Source organism: Nostoc sp. MS1 (genome assembly GCF_019976755.1).
Taxonomy (GTDB): Bacteria; Cyanobacteriota; Cyanobacteriia; order Cyanobacteriales; family Nostocaceae; genus Trichormus.
The window spans coordinates 1,272,286-1,287,384 of sequence record NZ_AP023441.1 but is presented as its reverse complement, the minus strand read 5'-3'; the positions used below and the strand labels follow the sequence as shown (position 1 = coordinate 1,287,384).

At 40.4% G+C, this 15,099-nt stretch carries 14 protein-coding genes; 6 read left to right on the top strand and 8 right to left on the bottom strand.

What is annotated here, in order from left to right:
* Positions 1–104 precede the first annotated feature (104 nt).
* Positions 105–509 carry an NIL domain-containing protein gene (locus NSMS1_RS05655; protein ID WP_224091811.1) on the top strand — a complete coding sequence of 135 codons (405 nt, stop codon included), beginning with the start codon at positions 105–107 and terminating at the stop codon, positions 507–509.
* Here the strand turns inward: NSMS1_RS05655 and NSMS1_RS05650 are convergent.
* Positions 506–1,573 carry a DUF3616 domain-containing protein gene (locus tag NSMS1_RS05650; protein ID WP_224091810.1) on the bottom strand — a complete coding sequence of 356 codons (1,068 nt, stop codon included), beginning with the start codon at positions 1,571–1,573 and terminating at the stop codon, positions 506–508. The genes NSMS1_RS05655 and NSMS1_RS05650 overlap by 4 nt on opposite strands.
* A 346-nt stretch (positions 1,574–1,919) precedes the next feature.
* Here NSMS1_RS05650 and NSMS1_RS05645 point away from each other — a divergent pair, with 346 nt between their 5' ends.
* Both NSMS1_RS05645 and NSMS1_RS05640 read left to right on the top strand, forming a co-directional pair.
* The gene (locus tag NSMS1_RS05645; protein ID WP_224095125.1) at positions 1,920–2,888 is read left to right on the top strand and encodes a CHAD domain-containing protein; all 969 of its coding nucleotides are present in this window, start codon (positions 1,920–1,922) and stop codon (positions 2,886–2,888) included.
* Positions 2,889–3,208: 320 nt separating this feature from the next.
* On the top strand, positions 3,209–3,766 hold the full coding sequence (locus NSMS1_RS05640) for a hypothetical protein (RefSeq protein ID WP_224091809.1): 558 nt from the start codon (positions 3,209–3,211) through the stop codon (positions 3,764–3,766).
* 195 nt (positions 3,767–3,961) lie between these two features.
* On the opposite strand, the gene NSMS1_RS05635 is transcribed toward NSMS1_RS05640, so the two are convergent.
* Positions 3,962–4,324 (bottom strand): hypothetical protein, encoded by a 363-nt coding sequence (locus NSMS1_RS05635; protein WP_224091808.1) that lies wholly within the window; start codon positions 4,322–4,324, stop codon positions 3,962–3,964.
* Positions 4,325–5,224: 900 nt separating this feature from the next.
* Here NSMS1_RS05635 and bchE point away from each other — a divergent pair.
* The gene (bchE, locus tag NSMS1_RS05630) at positions 5,225–6,817 is read left to right on the top strand and encodes a magnesium-protoporphyrin IX monomethyl ester anaerobic oxidative cyclase (protein ID WP_224091807.1); all 1,593 of its coding nucleotides are present in this window, start codon (positions 5,225–5,227) and stop codon (positions 6,815–6,817) included.
* 13 nt (positions 6,818–6,830) lie between these two features.
* On the opposite strand, the gene NSMS1_RS35030 is transcribed toward bchE, so the two are convergent.
* From NSMS1_RS35030 to NSMS1_RS05620, 3 genes are all read right to left on the bottom strand, one after another.
* On the bottom strand, positions 6,831–6,962 hold the full coding sequence (locus NSMS1_RS35030) for a hypothetical protein (protein WP_263432562.1): 132 nt from the start codon (positions 6,960–6,962) through the stop codon (positions 6,831–6,833).
* Positions 6,963–6,998: 36 nt separating this feature from the next.
* Positions 6,999–7,658, bottom strand: a complete 660-nt coding sequence (locus NSMS1_RS05625) for a hypothetical protein (protein WP_224091806.1) — start codon at positions 7,656–7,658, stop codon at positions 6,999–7,001.
* A 177-nt stretch (positions 7,659–7,835) separates the two neighbouring features.
* Positions 7,836–8,945 carry a D-alanine--D-alanine ligase family protein gene (locus NSMS1_RS05620; RefSeq protein ID WP_224091805.1) on the bottom strand — a complete coding sequence of 370 codons (1,110 nt, stop codon included), beginning with the start codon at positions 8,943–8,945 and terminating at the stop codon, positions 7,836–7,838.
* A gap of 199 nt (positions 8,946–9,144) precedes the next feature.
* Between NSMS1_RS05620 and NSMS1_RS05615 the strand changes: the two genes are divergently transcribed.
* The gene (locus NSMS1_RS05615) at positions 9,145–9,990 is read left to right on the top strand and encodes a lysophospholipid acyltransferase family protein (RefSeq protein ID WP_224095118.1); all 846 of its coding nucleotides are present in this window, start codon (positions 9,145–9,147) and stop codon (positions 9,988–9,990) included.
* Between the two features lie 58 nt (positions 9,991–10,048).
* On the opposite strand, the gene nrdJ is transcribed toward NSMS1_RS05615, so the two are convergent.
* Complete coding sequence (gene nrdJ / locus NSMS1_RS05610; protein WP_224091804.1) at positions 10,049–12,346, bottom strand: ribonucleoside-triphosphate reductase, adenosylcobalamin-dependent; 2,298 nt, start codon at positions 12,344–12,346, stop codon at positions 10,049–10,051.
* A 341-nt stretch (positions 12,347–12,687) separates the two neighbouring features.
* Here nrdJ and NSMS1_RS05605 point away from each other — a divergent pair, with 341 nt between their 5' ends.
* Entirely contained in the window at positions 12,688–13,263 is a 576-nt protein-coding gene (locus tag NSMS1_RS05605) for an Npun_F5749 family FMN-dependent PPOX-type flavoprotein (protein WP_224091802.1), read from the top strand.
* 78 nt (positions 13,264–13,341) lie between these two features.
* Here the strand turns inward: NSMS1_RS05605 and cysE are convergent, their stop codons facing one another.
* Together cysE and NSMS1_RS05595 are read right to left on the bottom strand one after the other, a co-directional pair.
* Positions 13,342–14,103: a serine O-acetyltransferase gene (gene cysE, locus NSMS1_RS05600; RefSeq protein ID WP_224091800.1), complete on the bottom strand. Its 762-nt coding sequence runs from the start codon at positions 14,101–14,103 to the stop codon at positions 13,342–13,344.
* Positions 14,104–14,260: 157 nt separating this feature from the next.
* Complete coding sequence (locus tag NSMS1_RS05595) at positions 14,261–14,752, bottom strand: hypothetical protein (protein WP_224091799.1); 492 nt, start codon at positions 14,750–14,752, stop codon at positions 14,261–14,263.
* Positions 14,753–15,099 lie beyond the last annotated feature (347 nt).

Sequence of the window (15,099 nt, the reverse complement as noted above, 5' to 3'; positions counted from 1 at the left end):
GTTGATAGTTGACTGTTGACTGTTGACTATGGACTAATGACTAATGACCAATAACCAATGACTAATTACGCTACAACAGAGAAAGAAAAGACTCTGCTAAATCTGTGAAAAAACGAGTTACCCTCACCTTCCCTAAACGTGCTATCCAAATGCCAGTAACTTATGTACTGGCGAAAGAGTTTAATGTGGCTGCAAATATTATCCGCGCTCAGGTTGCGCCTAATCAAATTGGCAAGCTGGTGGTCGAATTATCAGGAGATATTGATCAGTTAGATGCTGCTATTGAGTGGATGCGATCGCGCCATATTAATGTATCTCTTACTTTAGGGGAAATTGTTGTTGATGAAGATGTGTGCGTTCATTGTGGTTTGTGTACTGGAGTTTGTCCTACAGAAGCGCTGACTTTACACCCAGACACATTTAAGTTAACTTTTACGCGATCGCGTTGTATTGTCTGTGAGCAGTGTATACCCACCTGCCCTGTACAAGCAATCTCTACTAACCTTTAGCCTAATGCAAACACATCGGCGATGACACTATCATCACCTATTAATCTCTCCTTGGCTGGGGAGTCATAAACGACCAATATCGAAGGTATACCGGATACCTGATCAAATAATGTTATCCCTTCAGCGTGGTCATTGCGATCGCCATAGGCAATTTCTTTGACTATCTTTGGTCTATTGAGAATATTTTCTGGTAGATTGACAGCATTTTCTAATTGGTAAATTTGTACAGGCCCATCTAAATCCATAGTTGGGCCAGATAGAATTGACAAGTCTTTACCCACGAGGCATAAATCACGAATCCCTAAACCATTTAACCAGACAAAATGCTTTTTATACGCTTTCTCTTCTGTGCCAATGTTGCGTAATTTCATCAAACCAGGACTCGAATCTTTTAACTCTATTTCCAAAATAATCGCCCAACCGCGCAATACAGGCCCACGCAAACCTAGAAAAAGTTTATTTTCATAAACAGCCAAACCTTCAACATCAAAGCCATTATCCTTTCCTGGAATTGCAGCCAGCACAAAAAAACCTAAATGCGGGTCATCAGCCAAAGCCGACATTAAAATATTTCCCTGCTTGGTTAACTCTAATTTAGCTGCTGATAACTGCTGACTGGGATTTTTGGGATGACGACAATACTTATATAATTGTCCATCTACTAGAGGAATCCTACCCAAAATGTAGCGATTACCTTCAGAAGCGACTTTAGCTAATCGAGAAATATTTTCCTCATCTGACTTGTTTGACTTGATATTTTTCCGCTTATAACTGTGGGAACCAACAAACCATAAGTAGTTATTAGCATAAGCTAATCCTTCAATATCAATTTCTTCGTCTTCCGGTGCAGGTAAATCAATAAATTCGGCTACTCGAAATTGTCGGTGGTTTGTAAACTTATCACTATCCTCCAAAGATAAACGCTCAATAGTGGTAGTTTCATCTGAACCCAACCATAAATGCTGATCCTGAGTCAGCAATACTGCCGAAATATCTTCTCTGTGTTCTTGAAAATTACTGGTAAATGTCAGCTTAACTTTTGCGATCGCAGGTGAGTCTACCATGTCATTAAATCTCGTGAGTTAAAGTTTTGTTAAATACACAATTTAATCAGCTAATTCCCCACTTAGCTAGAGAATATTACAAAACTCTCTCTCGATATAGTAAATGTACTGCGTATTTTTATATATCTATTAATTTATAAATTTATACAAAATTTATCTAAAGAGACACTTTATTATACTTAATCTCTTGTTAAGACTTTTTTATTCCTAAATGAATCTAATTATACTTACAAAGGATGATTTCCTTAACCAGACATATCAAAAGATAGATATAAAATTTTCATCAAGGCTATCATTTGCTATTATTCAATAACCCGTTTAAAGCAGTAAATAATTATTATCAATGATGGAACTAGCTACAGAACCAAAAGTAGAAACCCTTGGAGACTATGCTTACGAAGCTATTGAAAAACATTTTAAGAAAACCTTAAAGTGGGAAAAATCTGTTAAGAAAGATGAAGATCCAGAAGCATTACATCAAATGCGAGTAGGGATGCGTCGGTTACGTACAGCTATTACTAGATTCGATATAGCATTAAATTTGCCAAAGCCAGTAAGTGATAAAAATATTGGTAAAATTGCTCGTCGTCTTGGTAATCTCCGAGATTTAGACGTATTAAAAGAAACTCTAGAAACAACTTATCAACCAAATCTACCAGAAAAAGAGCAAAAAACTTTACAGAAGGCCTTTGATGCTTTGGCTAAACAAAGAGAAACTGTTTTAGAAAAAACTATAGAAACCTTAAAAGATGACTCTTATAAGTCTTTAAAAAACTCGTTAGAAGAATGGTTAGACAAACCTAGTTATCAACCATTAGCGTCTTTACCTATCAAGCAAGTATTACCAGACTTGTTATTACCAGAAGTAAGCGCTTTCTTGCTGCATCCTGGATTATTAGTGGGAACCCATATTGTTGACATTGAAGTAAAAATTGACACTAATGGTAAAGCCGATAAGATAGAAAAACAATTAACTACTGAAGGTGAAACTATCCATAGTTTACGAAAACAAGCCAAGCGCGTGCGCTACCAAATGGAATTATTTACTGAGTTATATGGTGAGTCTTACGCCGCATACATCACAGACATTAAAAGCATCCAAGACATTTTAGGTAATATTCAAGATAGCGTAGTTATGGGTGAGTGGCTTGTAGAGGTATTTAAGTCACAGCTTAATGAGCAATTACCAACACTTGCTAAGTTAATGGCAGAAAATCGCTATCATTGGTGGCAACAATGGCAACCTTTACAACAGCAATACTTAACAGCCGAAAATAGGCATAACTTTCATGTGACGATATTGCAGCCAGTTTAGTCATTGGTCATTAGTCCATAGTCCATAGTTATCAAGATATTCTCGCCTGTTCCCCTCCCAGGAGGGGTTGCGGGTGAGTTCTTCCTTGTCTACTTCTTCCTTACTGTGAAAATTGCCCCTGCCATAATCAAAGCGATCGCTTCTTGAAGATGTTTTTCTTGAGATTTGGGCTATTCATAAACATCTACCCATGATATTGATAGCTGTATGTTGCAGATGCAATGGTCAAAAGGCTTTTATTTGCACTCCAGGTTCTAAAATCGTACTCAGCGTTCTATAGGCTAATGTGAGTACTTCTATTTAAATTGGAGTAAAGCGACATGACTCAGACAGCATCAACCGTATCTGTAAAGAAACCAACGCAGAAAAAATTGACTGGATTGCCCAAAGATGCTTTAGTTTCTCTCCATGTTGGCGTTAATGCAGTCTGGTTTGGCGTAGCCTTAGCAATGATGTTAATGGCTGTTGCTAATTTAAAAACTACAAATGGTGATGAGTTGTATGCTGTCAATTCGATGGTGAAATTATTAGACGATTTTGTAGTCATCCCAATGGCGATCGCTTCCGTATTGACAGGAACATTGCTGTGTTGGTTAACAGTTTGGGGCTTTTTCAAGTTTTACTGGGTAATTACCAAATGGATTGCTACCACCGTGTTGATTACCTTTGGCACTTTTTGGCTAGGGCCTTGGACAAACTCTATGACTGCGATCGCAGATATGGAACGAGTCAAAGCCTTAACCAATCCCTTGTTCATGTTTGATATTCATGGAGTTATTATTGGTGGTGCAATTCAAGTAATTTGTCTATTTACCATCATTGCCATCTCTATCATTAAACCTTGGGGTAGAAGAGATGTATCAAAAACAGCAAATTAACAATTAATACAGATGAAAAAGTTATTAGTCATTAGTTCATAAACCAATGAATAATTGCTAATATCCAGTTCGGTTAATTACTTATAGTATGGTTTCTTTTTTGGTAATCGGTAATAGCGAATAGGTAATGGGAAAAGCAATTACCAATTACCACCCCCCACAATATGATAAGTATTTAAGCGAACTTGATATAAATTATTCTTCCTCTGGTATGATTTGATTAATGCTGATAACCCAAGGTATTCCTTGATTAACTGGGGAACTAATACTAATTGTCGCTTGGTTAGCAAAACGCTTCAATTTATTAGCTAGGTAAGGCACTACCATCATGATATTTTGGTAACTTTCGATATCATGACAAACCATAATTAACATGAGAACGCCGCCATTAACTTTAAAATACCAATGGCAACTAGACAGCAGAATTCGTACCGTTTGTTTACAAGCTACATAAAATCTTTTCTTTGTTGTTTCTTCTAGCTGACTAAGTAATAGCTCACTAATTAGTATTGTTTTATGGGTAGGTAAATCATCGGGAGAGAGATATGGTTGTTTCATAGAACTTCATCCCTATTTTGTAGAGTTAAATACTGATGTAAAGCGAACAACTAAGAGATGATTGCAGAAGAATCCTCTTGAGTTACTAACTTACATTAGGTGGAAAAATTGCTTATTGTGAAATCCGTTCACTCTCATACAACTGTTTTAAGTTGAGTTTCTCTAGTCTCTCATTTTCAACAGATTTCTTTAGCAATCACTTAATGAAAATAAACATTAGCTAGTTTTCCTTTACATCTTGCTTTTACTAATATTCAACCTAAACCTCAATCTCTCCATCCCCTTGCAGATTGAGTTCTTTCATTTGTCAATAGTATAACTATGCAATAATTACCTACACTTCCTAATAGAAAGTACAACAAATTATCTCAGTTCTCTTAAATACTTATCGTATCTTGGGGGCTGGTAATTGGTAAGTCCATTCCTGTATATGTGTTTCCCGCGTCCAGGGAACTGGTGTAGCTTGCTCCTCCGTAGGAGTAACCGGAAGGGATTAGTTTAAAAAATTACTTATTAGCTATTACCAATTGCTCACCCAAACAATCATATTATAAGTAATTAGCCGGGCTTGATTTTATTGGTATAAAGTTAACTTTTAAAAAGCTTATTTCATTTCTTATTTTTAATAACTCAATAGTTATATAATAAATAAGCGGTCAAATGCCGCTCCAAATGATTAATTTATTGCTATGCCTTTACTGTGCGGATACAGCCGTATATGGGAAGGCTTTTTTCTAGAACGCTACACGAAAATTTTGATATTCAGCTTAGTTTCTTTAGTTACAGGTCATAGCTAATAGGTAATTATCTTTTACTATCACCAATTACCAATTACCTGTTACCAAATTCTAGCCATTTCCATCTTAGCGAGAACAATTATTAACAATTCAGAGGTAGTTTATGCGGATCATGATGATACAACCCAACTATCATTCTGGTGGTGCGGAAATTGCTGGAAATTGGCCGCCGAGTTGGGTTCCTTATGTGGGTGGGGCGTTAAAAACAGCAGGCTTTACCAACATCCGTTTTATTGATGCGATGACGGATGATATTCCCGATGATGTGTTAGCTAAAATGATCGCCCAACATCAGCCAGATGTAGTTTTGGCAACGGCGATTACACCGATGATTTATCAATCCCAAAAAACCCTAAAAATTGTCAAAGAAGTTTGTCCCCAAGCAATCACAATTATGGGCGGGGTTCACCCTACCTATATGTATACAGAAGTTCTCAATGAAGCGCCTTGGGTAGATTATATTATTCGCGGGGAAGGGGAGGAAATTACAGTCAATTTGCTCAAGGCGATCGCCAATGGTACAGATAAGAATGAACGCCATAATATTTTAGGTATAGCCTTTCTCGAATCGGGCAAAGTCATCGCCACACCAGCCCATCCCCCCATTGCTGATTTAGATACCCTTACCCCAGATTGGAGTCTTTTAGACTGGAGTAAATATATATATACTCCTCTCAATGTCCGGGTAGCTGTTCCCAACTACGCCAGAGGATGTCCTTTTAGTTGTCGTTTTTGTTCTCAATGGGCGTTTTGGCGGAAGTATCGTTCTAGCAGTCCCAAACAATTCGTTGATCAGATTGAAATCTTAGTCAAAGAATACAAGGTAGGTTTTTTCATTCTGGCTGACGAAGAACCAACCATTAACAAACCTAAATTTATCGCCCTGTGTAACGAGTTAATCGAAAGAAACTTAGGTGTTTATTGGGGAATTAATACCAGGGTGACAGATATATTACGGGATGAGGAAGAATTAGCCCTTTACCGTAAAGCTGGATTAGTTCACGTTTCCTTGGGTACAGAAGCTGCGGCGCAGTTGAAGTTGAACTTGTTCCGTAAAGAAACAACTATCGAACAGAATAAACGGGCAATTCAACTGTTAAGAGACAATGGTATGGTCGCTGAAGCCCAATTTATTATGGGTTTGGAGAACGAAACCCCAGAGACTATCGAAGAAACTTACAAGATGGCTTTGGACTGGAAAACCGACATGGTGAACTGGAATATGTTTACCCCTTGGCCATTTTCGGAATTATTTCAGGATTTAGGCGATCGCGTCGAAGTCAGAGATTATTCTCAATACAATTTCGTCACCCCCATCATGAAACCAGACGCGATGGAACGAGAAGATGTTCTCAAAGGTGTATTAAGAAACTACGCCCGTTTTTATTTGCGTAAAACCTTTGAGTACTGGTTTGTCAAAGATTCTTTCAAACGTAAGTATCTATTGGGCTGCTTGAAAGCATTTGTCAAAACCACCCTCAACAAACGCTTCTACAACCTCAACCGAGTCAAGTATAAAGGTTTACATACAGAGATTGAACTAGGTTTTGATGAATCGAAGATTCTCACCCGCGAACAAATAGCCCAGCGCAAACAAGAACATCCCGAACTTATGGCAGATGTGAATTTCACAGGCAATATTTCAGCTTGTGGCGCACCCAATGACCTGGAATATCACGAAACACAACAAGAATAGCCCACGAGTAACCCTATAGGGTATTGGTAATTGGTAATTGGTAATCGGTCATTGGTGAGTCCAGTCCTGTAGGCGGGTTTCCTGCCGTAGGGAACTGGTGTTCGCCCTTGGCGTGCCGGAGGCATACCCAAAGGGCCATCGTCAAAACCAATTACCAATTAGCTATTACCCATTACCAAATTTAAGAGGAATACTGCTGTAAAATCGAAGTCAAAGAATTGTGTTTACGCCAATCTAACAAATCAACCAAGGATTCCCTACTTTCCTCAAATGGATTTCTTGGTTCTGCTGACATAACCGCCACTATAGGGTTCTTAATAGCCTGCATAGGAGTCATTGGCGGCCTTGTTGGCTTGCGTGCCGGAATAGGATGAGGCTTGATAACAGGCTGTTGTTTCCTTGCGGCGCGGGATGGTATAGATGGTACTTGATGAGAAATAGCCAGCCACTTTTGGACTTGAGGACGCTGTGTTGGTGGGTTAAGTAAACGGAAAATTACCAAACAACCACTAGCACAACTAAGAGCGATCGCTACCACCATCCACATAGGCAGAGGATCGCTATTCTCAGCATTAGTAATAATAGGCTGCTCAACTACTGCTGGCACTGGTTCTGCTTCTAACTGTTCCACATCACTTACATGGACTAGGCTATATAAGGATAAACTAGCCGTTCCTATAACTGTTGTGAACACCCCAGCCAATAAAAGTAAGGGATGACGTGTCAGCAGATAGATAAAAATTTTGTAGCCATTGATTGCTACGGATTTACTGCTTTTTAGCACTGCTTTAGGTCTTTTTACCTGATTTAGCTCATGCTTTATGCTCTGATTGTTTTCCATGATCACTTTCAGATTAATTCCCCTCTAGTTCATGATTGTACTAAAGGGGCGAGCTAAGAGGTATCCGTAGCCGATTTAACGATTTTAGTAGTCTTTTTGTGCCATCTAGGTTACAAAATTCGCTTTTCTGCCAAATTTGCTGCTTTTTATAGTTGACTAATTACCAATTACCAATGACTAAACACTAGGATTATGTCTTTCTATTGCCAGTTGAACTAACCTATCCACCAATTCTGGAAAGGGGATGCCACTATAGGCCCAGAGTTGGGGATACATACTGGTAGCGGTGAACCCTGGTAGGGTATTGATTTCATTGATCAACACTTCGCCTGTAGCTTCCACGTAGAAAAAGTCTACTCTAGCTAATCCAGCAGCGTCAACAGCAGCGAAGGCTTGCACAGCCATGTCTTGAATTTTACGGCTGATTTCGTCGGGAATGGCAGCAGGAATCAGTAAATCTGCTTTGCCTTGAGTATATTTAGTTTCGTAATCATAAAAATCACTATCAAAGGTAATTTCCCCAACTACTGAAGCTTGGGGTTGGTCGTTACCTAAAACAGCACACTCAACTTCCCTGGCTACAACCCCAGCTTCTACAATAATTCGGCGGTCATAATGAGCAGCATTATCTAAAGCATTTTCTAATTCTTGACGCGATCGCACTTTGGAAATCCCTACAGAAGAACCCAGGTTAGCAGGTTTCACAAAACAGGGATAGCCTAAATCCGCCTCAATTTCATCACATAATTTAGGAAATACACAAGCATTAGACCATACCTGCGCTCTAGTCACAGCCTTATACTTGACTTGAGGAATACCAGCTTGGGCAAAAGCCATCTTCATCGCTATCTTATCCATCCCCAGCGCCGAACCCAAAACCCCAGAACCAACGAAGGGAATTTGCATGAGGGTAAGTAAGCCCTGAATTGTCCCATCTTCACCATTCGGCCCGTGCAGAATGGGAAACCAAACATCCACTTCCGCCACTTGAGAAGGTGAGTGCCAACGTTCCAGGGTTTGTTGCTGCGGATTGGCTACAATATTACTTGCGGTTGATGATGAGGAGTTTGACGATTCCAACAGAGGTACACCCGACTGCAAAACCTTTTGCGGCGCTTCACCTGCTAACCACCGCCCATCCTTTTGAATATAAAAAGGTAAGATTTCGTACTTATTAGCATTTTCCCCAGCACTGAGGGCTGAAGCAATCGCCCGTGCTGAACTTATAGAAACCTCATGTTCTCCAGAACGACCGCCAAACAACAATCCCACCCGCAATTTACTCATATTTAGTACCTCATACACACCCGACGCTGATAGCGTATCACAATTTTTCCGTAGTCAGTGGTTAGTTAACAGTTGACAGTTTACCCTTCGGCTGCGCTCAGGGTAAACCGTCGTCAGTTGGCTATGGACTATTGACTATTGACTGTGGACTATTGACTATAGACTAATGACTACTGACCAATGACTAATGACTGTAACTTTGTCTCAAAAGCAACATACCCGAAACACAAAACTTGGATGGTCTTTACAAGAGCGAGATCCAGAGTTTATTAAATCTGTTATGCCCATATTGGGTTTTTTCTATGATCATTATTTTCGAGTGCAAACCAGTGGTTGGGAAAACATCCCCGCACAGCAGAAAGCCTTAATTGTTGGTTCCCATAATGGTGGACTAGCGGCTCCTGATATGCTGATGATGATGTATGACTGGTTTCGCCGATTTGGAGTAGAACGACCAGTCTATGGTCTGATGCACCCCAGAGTTTGGGAAGTTACCCCACCAATCGCGGGGCTAGTAGCGAAAACCGGAGCGATTATGGCTCATCCTAAAATGGCTTATGCGGCTTTACGCTCTGGAGCTAGTTTATTAGTTTATCCAGGGGGAGCAGAAGACGTTTTTCGTCCCTATAATTTACGTAATAAAATCTATTTTGCTGACAGACAAGGATTTATTAAACTAGCACTGCGGGAAAATGTACCGATTATTCCGGCAATTTCCTCTGGCGCTCACGATACTTTAATTGTGCTAGCGGACATATATAAAATTGTCAGGAAATTACACGATCGCGGAATGCCTTGGTTACTTGGTATCGATCCAGTAGTATTTCCCATTTATCTAGGCTGGCCTTGGGGATTATCAATCGGCCCATTACCCAATATTCCTTTTCCTGTCACCATACACACGCGGATTTGTCCACCGATTGTATTTGAACATTATGGCAGGGAAGCCGCAAGCGATCGCCATTATGTCAATGAATGCTACAACTTGGTTTTAAGCAAGATGCAGTATGAGTTGGACAAGTTAGTAGATGAGTCTAGTCATTAGTCAACAGTCAACAGTCAATAGTCCACAGTTCATTTAACTATGGACTATTGACTATGGACTAATTCGGACTTTGTTCAGGCATCATGCACTTATCAGAGTCACAACCTGCTGGGCCTACTTCCATTAACTCGCCGAAATCATAGCGGCTGACAACGGTGTAGAAATCATCAGTTTTGCGACGTTGGGCAACTTCAGCCACCATTTGCTCATAAGTTTCTTTAGAAATCGGTTCAAATGGTAGGCGAGGGAAAGTTTGATGGTCATCAAATCTAGCGAGAAGTGCAGCACTGATATAGCCTTCATCGTTGTGAATGGCTTCCCAAATTTTTGTACCTAAAGTTTCTACTTCGTGTTCCCGGAGTTCAATGGTTGCAGATGTGTTGTGGGTAACGTAGAACTTCTGTACCTGCATATAAAAATCCATTTGGGCGATCGCACCAAATTTACTGATTTCAATAGTATCAGCACCCGCTAAATCAGCCCAAGATACAGCAACAGGAATTTCTACTAGCCATTCAGTCACTCTAGGATCGAAGGGATCATTAAGCAAGTTACCCTGTTCATCCTTATCTGACTGCGATGGTATGACGTTGTAACCGTAGTCAATACAAGCCAAAGCTACGGGGTCATTTTTACGGAACGTAATCCGACGGATAAACCTTTGAGCTTTGGGGGGATGCCAACCAGGACTAGCACCAGTAAGAAGTGATTTTGTCCCACTAGGCTGGACTGTAGTACAACGATTGGGGCGTTTAATGTTGTGGCGATCGCAATAATCCCACACTACCCGATGCACAATCTCGCGCCAAGAGGTAAGGTATTTTTCTTCCTCGCGCTTAAACGCCAATCCTTGGGTTGTTTCCGGTCTACCTTCCTCCCACCAGCGCAACCACTCCACACCAAAAGCATGGACAAAGAAATCAAACAAGCCAGTAAAAGAAACCCCGACAATTGGGTCTAATTCCCGACTATATTGATAGCGCGGTTCTTGGAATTTATGGTTTAAAAGTGTCGCTACAGATAAAGCCCCAGCCGTGAAAGCCTCCTCTTGTTCTTTGTAATCAAATGGGTCAATTTGATTCAGGTGAACTTCTGATAGATTACAGTGGAAGTCACTACCAATAATTTCTCCACAAGGATTTAAGCCATATCGAGCCAAGCGATGCTCTAACTCATCAGTATCTATATGTGGATAATGTTTTTCTAACCAATTTTTAGCTGTTCCTTGCTTATAAGCCTTCAAGAAATCAACTTTTAAAGCTTGTGTGGGTAGTAAATCAATATTTGCTCTAGCTATAGCTTCTCCAGCCCATTGAATCGCACCTTCGCCACTGTAGTATTGTTTACGTACAGCATCAATAGATTCTTGCAGTGTAGGCTTGCGGTGAAAAACTCTGGTATGATTTGCCATTCGTAAAGAATCACGCTCAGGATCAATACGCCAGTTACCGTTTTCATCTTGCTGCCACAGGTTATCTTTGGCATTTGCCCCCAATTGGTCGTCAGAGGTGAACTGCCTCATGCCCGCGCTTCTTCGTATATTGCCTGCAACAATTGTTACAGCCGCCTCGTCAATTAACAGACAGCACTCTACGGAGTTTAATTGTCTGCCTACAGCTTTATTGAGAATGGCTGCACAGCGTTGATACAATCCCGGTAACTTTACAGGATTAGCAACTCCTCCAAAGCCTTTGAGGGTTTCCCCCGCTTGGCGTACATCGCTCACATCAACAAATACCTGTACTTCATCAGTAAATCTTTCATCGGTGGACAGTTCCAGCAGGGCTTGATAAGATTCTACCCAACCCTCACGGCTATCTCCAACGTAGATAGTAGCTTTGTTACCTTCTATAACGGTTTGTGTAAATTCACGACGTAAATTTTTAGCAGTAGTACCAATTTCTCCTTGAACAATAACATTCAAGCGATTACGGATGGGTGGTAGTTGATTAGTATGTTGTGGTTCGATGACAGCCCCCGTCCCACAGCCCATCATCGCCAGATTCATCATCAACCCAAAGGCTTTCCAGTCTTTGAGGTTGGTGGATGTGCAATTATACGCACCGGAGAAGTTTTTGGATTTGTTAACCCAGTCTGTACCCCCTACCCACAACCAACGACCACTGGGTAAGGCTTTGAGGTTCCGTTGTGACTTCTCTAGAATTGCTACTTCTTCTTCAGTAAGCTTACCTAATTCAATCAAATCCTTGAGGGTGCGATCGCATACCTCATCCCATGTTTCCCTTAACCCCGCTTCTGTACGGCGGCTATAAGTTCTAAAAAATACCGGATTTGCAGCCGGGGCAGATTCAGGAAACCTTGCACTCTGACGTTTTCTCTCAAGCTCACGAACCATAAAACTAGTCTTATTGCTTATTCACAGATTACGACTATAGACCAAGTGGATTGAGGATAAAAGATTGAAAATTTTTCCACTTTGCGCTATGTCGTAACTGTACAAATTGCCACATAAATTTATAGTGTATAATGTCTTTTTCTACCTAAAAAGGTTATATACGTAGTAGCAATTATTAACAGTATTGAAAAAACTCATAAATAAAGAAAAACTGAACAGAGAAAGGATATCCAGCTAAAAAACTTTACGAAAATTTAATAAATATTACTTTTAGTATTAGCAAAAAACCTATTTTGACCAAGATAATTGTATTCAAAATTACAAATTACGAATTATAAAATATGTCCCTTGCTCCTTGGCGAAGTGCGATCGCCCATGCTCTCCATCGTAACCGCAGCTTAGTTTACTCTCGTTACCTACAATTAGCCACAGTCAAAGCCAATGGTCATCCAGCTAATCGGACTGTAGTTTTTAGAGGCTTTTTAGCCGATACTAACCAGCTAAAATTCATTACCGATGCCCGAAGCGATAAAATCGACCAGATACAGCAGCACGCTTGGGCAGAAGCCTGTTGGTACTTCCCAAACACAAGAGAACAATTCCGCATTAGTGGCTGTTTAACCTTGGTAAACAATGAATCTTACCCTCATCTCCAACCAGCCCGAATTGCTACTTGGCAAGAACTCAGTGATGCAGCACGCTTACAGTTTGCTTGGCCTCATCCTGGGAAAGACAAAGAAGATCAGGCAGCTTTTAACCCACCGCCACCTGATCCTCAAAAACCCATACCGAATTTTTGCCTACTACTCCTCGAACCCAACCAGGTAGACCATTTGGAATTACGTGGTGAACCACAAAACCGTTACCTCTATCGTCTTGATGACCAAGAATGGTCTATGCAGACTGTTAATCCATAAATGCGGAGTAGGGAGTAGGGAGTGGGAACAAGTAAAGGGGAAGTTGTGAAAGAGAGGTTCGGGAATTTTGAATTTCCTCTAGATCCCTGCACCATCAAGAAATTCTTGTATTGCCTTATCCTTGAGATTGCACCATTGAGAATCATGAGAAATTTTTTCTTCTGAAGCAGTCGCAGCAACTAAAGCAAAAGATTTGGAAACAGACTGGTTATCCTGTAAAGCTTGTATTTGCTGTTCTAATAATTCGATGCGGTCAACTAAAGCACGAATTACTTGCGCTTCGGAGTCGGGTAAATTGTTATGTTCCAAGGGATCGACTCTAGCACCAGAACGATAAACAATTCGCCCTGGAATACCCACAACTGTACAGTTAGAGGGTACATCTCTTAACACAACAGACCCAGCACCAATACGCACATTGTTGCCAATTTCAATATTACCGAGTACCTTAGCACCCGCACCAACAACAACATTTTCCCCCAGAGTTGGGTGACGTTTACCGCTTTCTTTACCTGTTCCCCCAAGGGTAACACCTTGATAAATTAAGGCGTAATTTCCGATGATCGCAGTCTCACCAATTACTACACCCATACCGTGGTCGATAAACACACCTTCTCCTATTGTTGCACCAGGGTGAATTTCAATCCCTGTTAAAAATCGGGCAATATGAGAAATCAGACGGGGTATAAACGGTATCCCGACACGATGAAGCCAGTTAGCTACCCGATGGAATAATAGGGCTTGCAAACCGGGGTAACAAAACAAGACCTCCAGCAAGTTACGGGCAGCCGGGTCACGTTCAAATATAATACGAAAGTCCGCACGTAGTGTAGATAGCACGAGATAGTACCCTCGGTAAAGCACAACAAGCTACTGTTTGATCATATCGCTCATGTTGTTAATTATTATGCAGACAAAAATTTTTCATCCTAAACTAAGACTTTGATTTAGGACTGATGCACTTAGATTATCTATTTTAAGACTGGGTGTAAGGGTTTTATTGCTCTTGGACAATTAAGGTGTAATTGCGTTTGACACCAGGATTAAATGTGGCAATCCAGATATGATAAGTACCTTTTTTCCAGTTGCGGTCATCAATACTAGCGTCTTTACTCTTTCCTGTGTCATCACCACAACGAATTGTTTTATCGTCTGGCCCTTGAATTAATAGGGTAGTATCAGTCCCACCACTATTAATTTGTAATTTCAGACGCGGGAAGTCTTTTTCTAACACCATGATGTGGTCTGGCTTGGGGTCAGCAAAGCCAATGCAAGGTTTTTTATCGCGATCGCGATTACTAATAGCAGAGACAGAATAGCCACCACCTGTATAACCAGAAACCTTTCCTTGTGCTGGTGTAAACCCTGGTGATAAGTTAAGTGTGGCAAAATTAGCTGTCTGTGCAATTACAGGTGTACTAATTACAGTTGCAGCTATAGCCAAAAACCAACCGCCTCGAAAATGAAGTCGGGGGCGACAATACTTCATAGCAGCCCTCCAACAGGCTCTAATATTAATTATAGTAATGTTATATACATATTCTAATTAAAAATTTCCGCAAAAGATAAACAATTTGTACAACCTTAAAATTTGTCAGAAATTATGTATTTACGATTAGCTTGATTTAACTTTTTCTTAAAAAATTTGAGATTTTCACAGTATCTTCATGGCTACATTTTATCTGCTTTATAAAGCCAAAATCTGCGAAATACAGTTCATTACAATCTTCACTTGTTGTATTTCTAATCCTCGCATAACTTTATCAATTACCTATAAATGATATTGGATATCTTCAATTGAGCAATCATCTGGTAGTTGCTGTAAAAGAGATTGGA

Bases quoted from the DNA above. Each gene is read 5' to 3' on its own strand.
- NSMS1_RS05650 (WP_224091810.1), bottom strand. From the start codon at position 1,573: ATGGTAGACTCACCTGCGATCGCAAAAGTTAAGCTGACATTTACCAGT.
- NSMS1_RS05645 (WP_224095125.1), top strand. From the start codon at position 1,920: ATGGAACTAGCTACAGAACCAAAAGTAGAAACCCTTGGAGACTATGCT.
- NSMS1_RS05640 (WP_224091809.1), top strand. From the start codon at position 3,209: ATGACTCAGACAGCATCAACCGTATCTGTAAAGAAACCAACGCAGAAA.
- NSMS1_RS05635 (WP_224091808.1), bottom strand. From the start codon at position 4,324: ATGAAACAACCATATCTCTCTCCCGATGATTTACCTACCCATAAAACA.
- bchE (WP_224091807.1), top strand. From the start codon at position 5,225: ATGCGGATCATGATGATACAACCCAACTATCATTCTGGTGGTGCGGAA.
- NSMS1_RS05625 (WP_224091806.1), bottom strand. From the start codon at position 7,658: ATGGAAAACAATCAGAGCATAAAGCATGAGCTAAATCAGGTAAAAAGA.
- NSMS1_RS05620 (WP_224091805.1), bottom strand. From the start codon at position 8,945: ATGAGTAAATTGCGGGTGGGATTGTTGTTTGGCGGTCGTTCTGGAGAA.
- nrdJ (WP_224091804.1), bottom strand. From the start codon at position 12,346: ATGGTTCGTGAGCTTGAGAGAAAACGTCAGAGTGCAAGGTTTCCTGAA.
- NSMS1_RS05605 (WP_224091802.1), top strand. From the start codon at position 12,688: ATGTCCCTTGCTCCTTGGCGAAGTGCGATCGCCCATGCTCTCCATCGT.
- NSMS1_RS05595 (WP_224091799.1), bottom strand. From the start codon at position 14,752: ATGAAGTATTGTCGCCCCCGACTTCATTTTCGAGGCGGTTGGTTTTTG.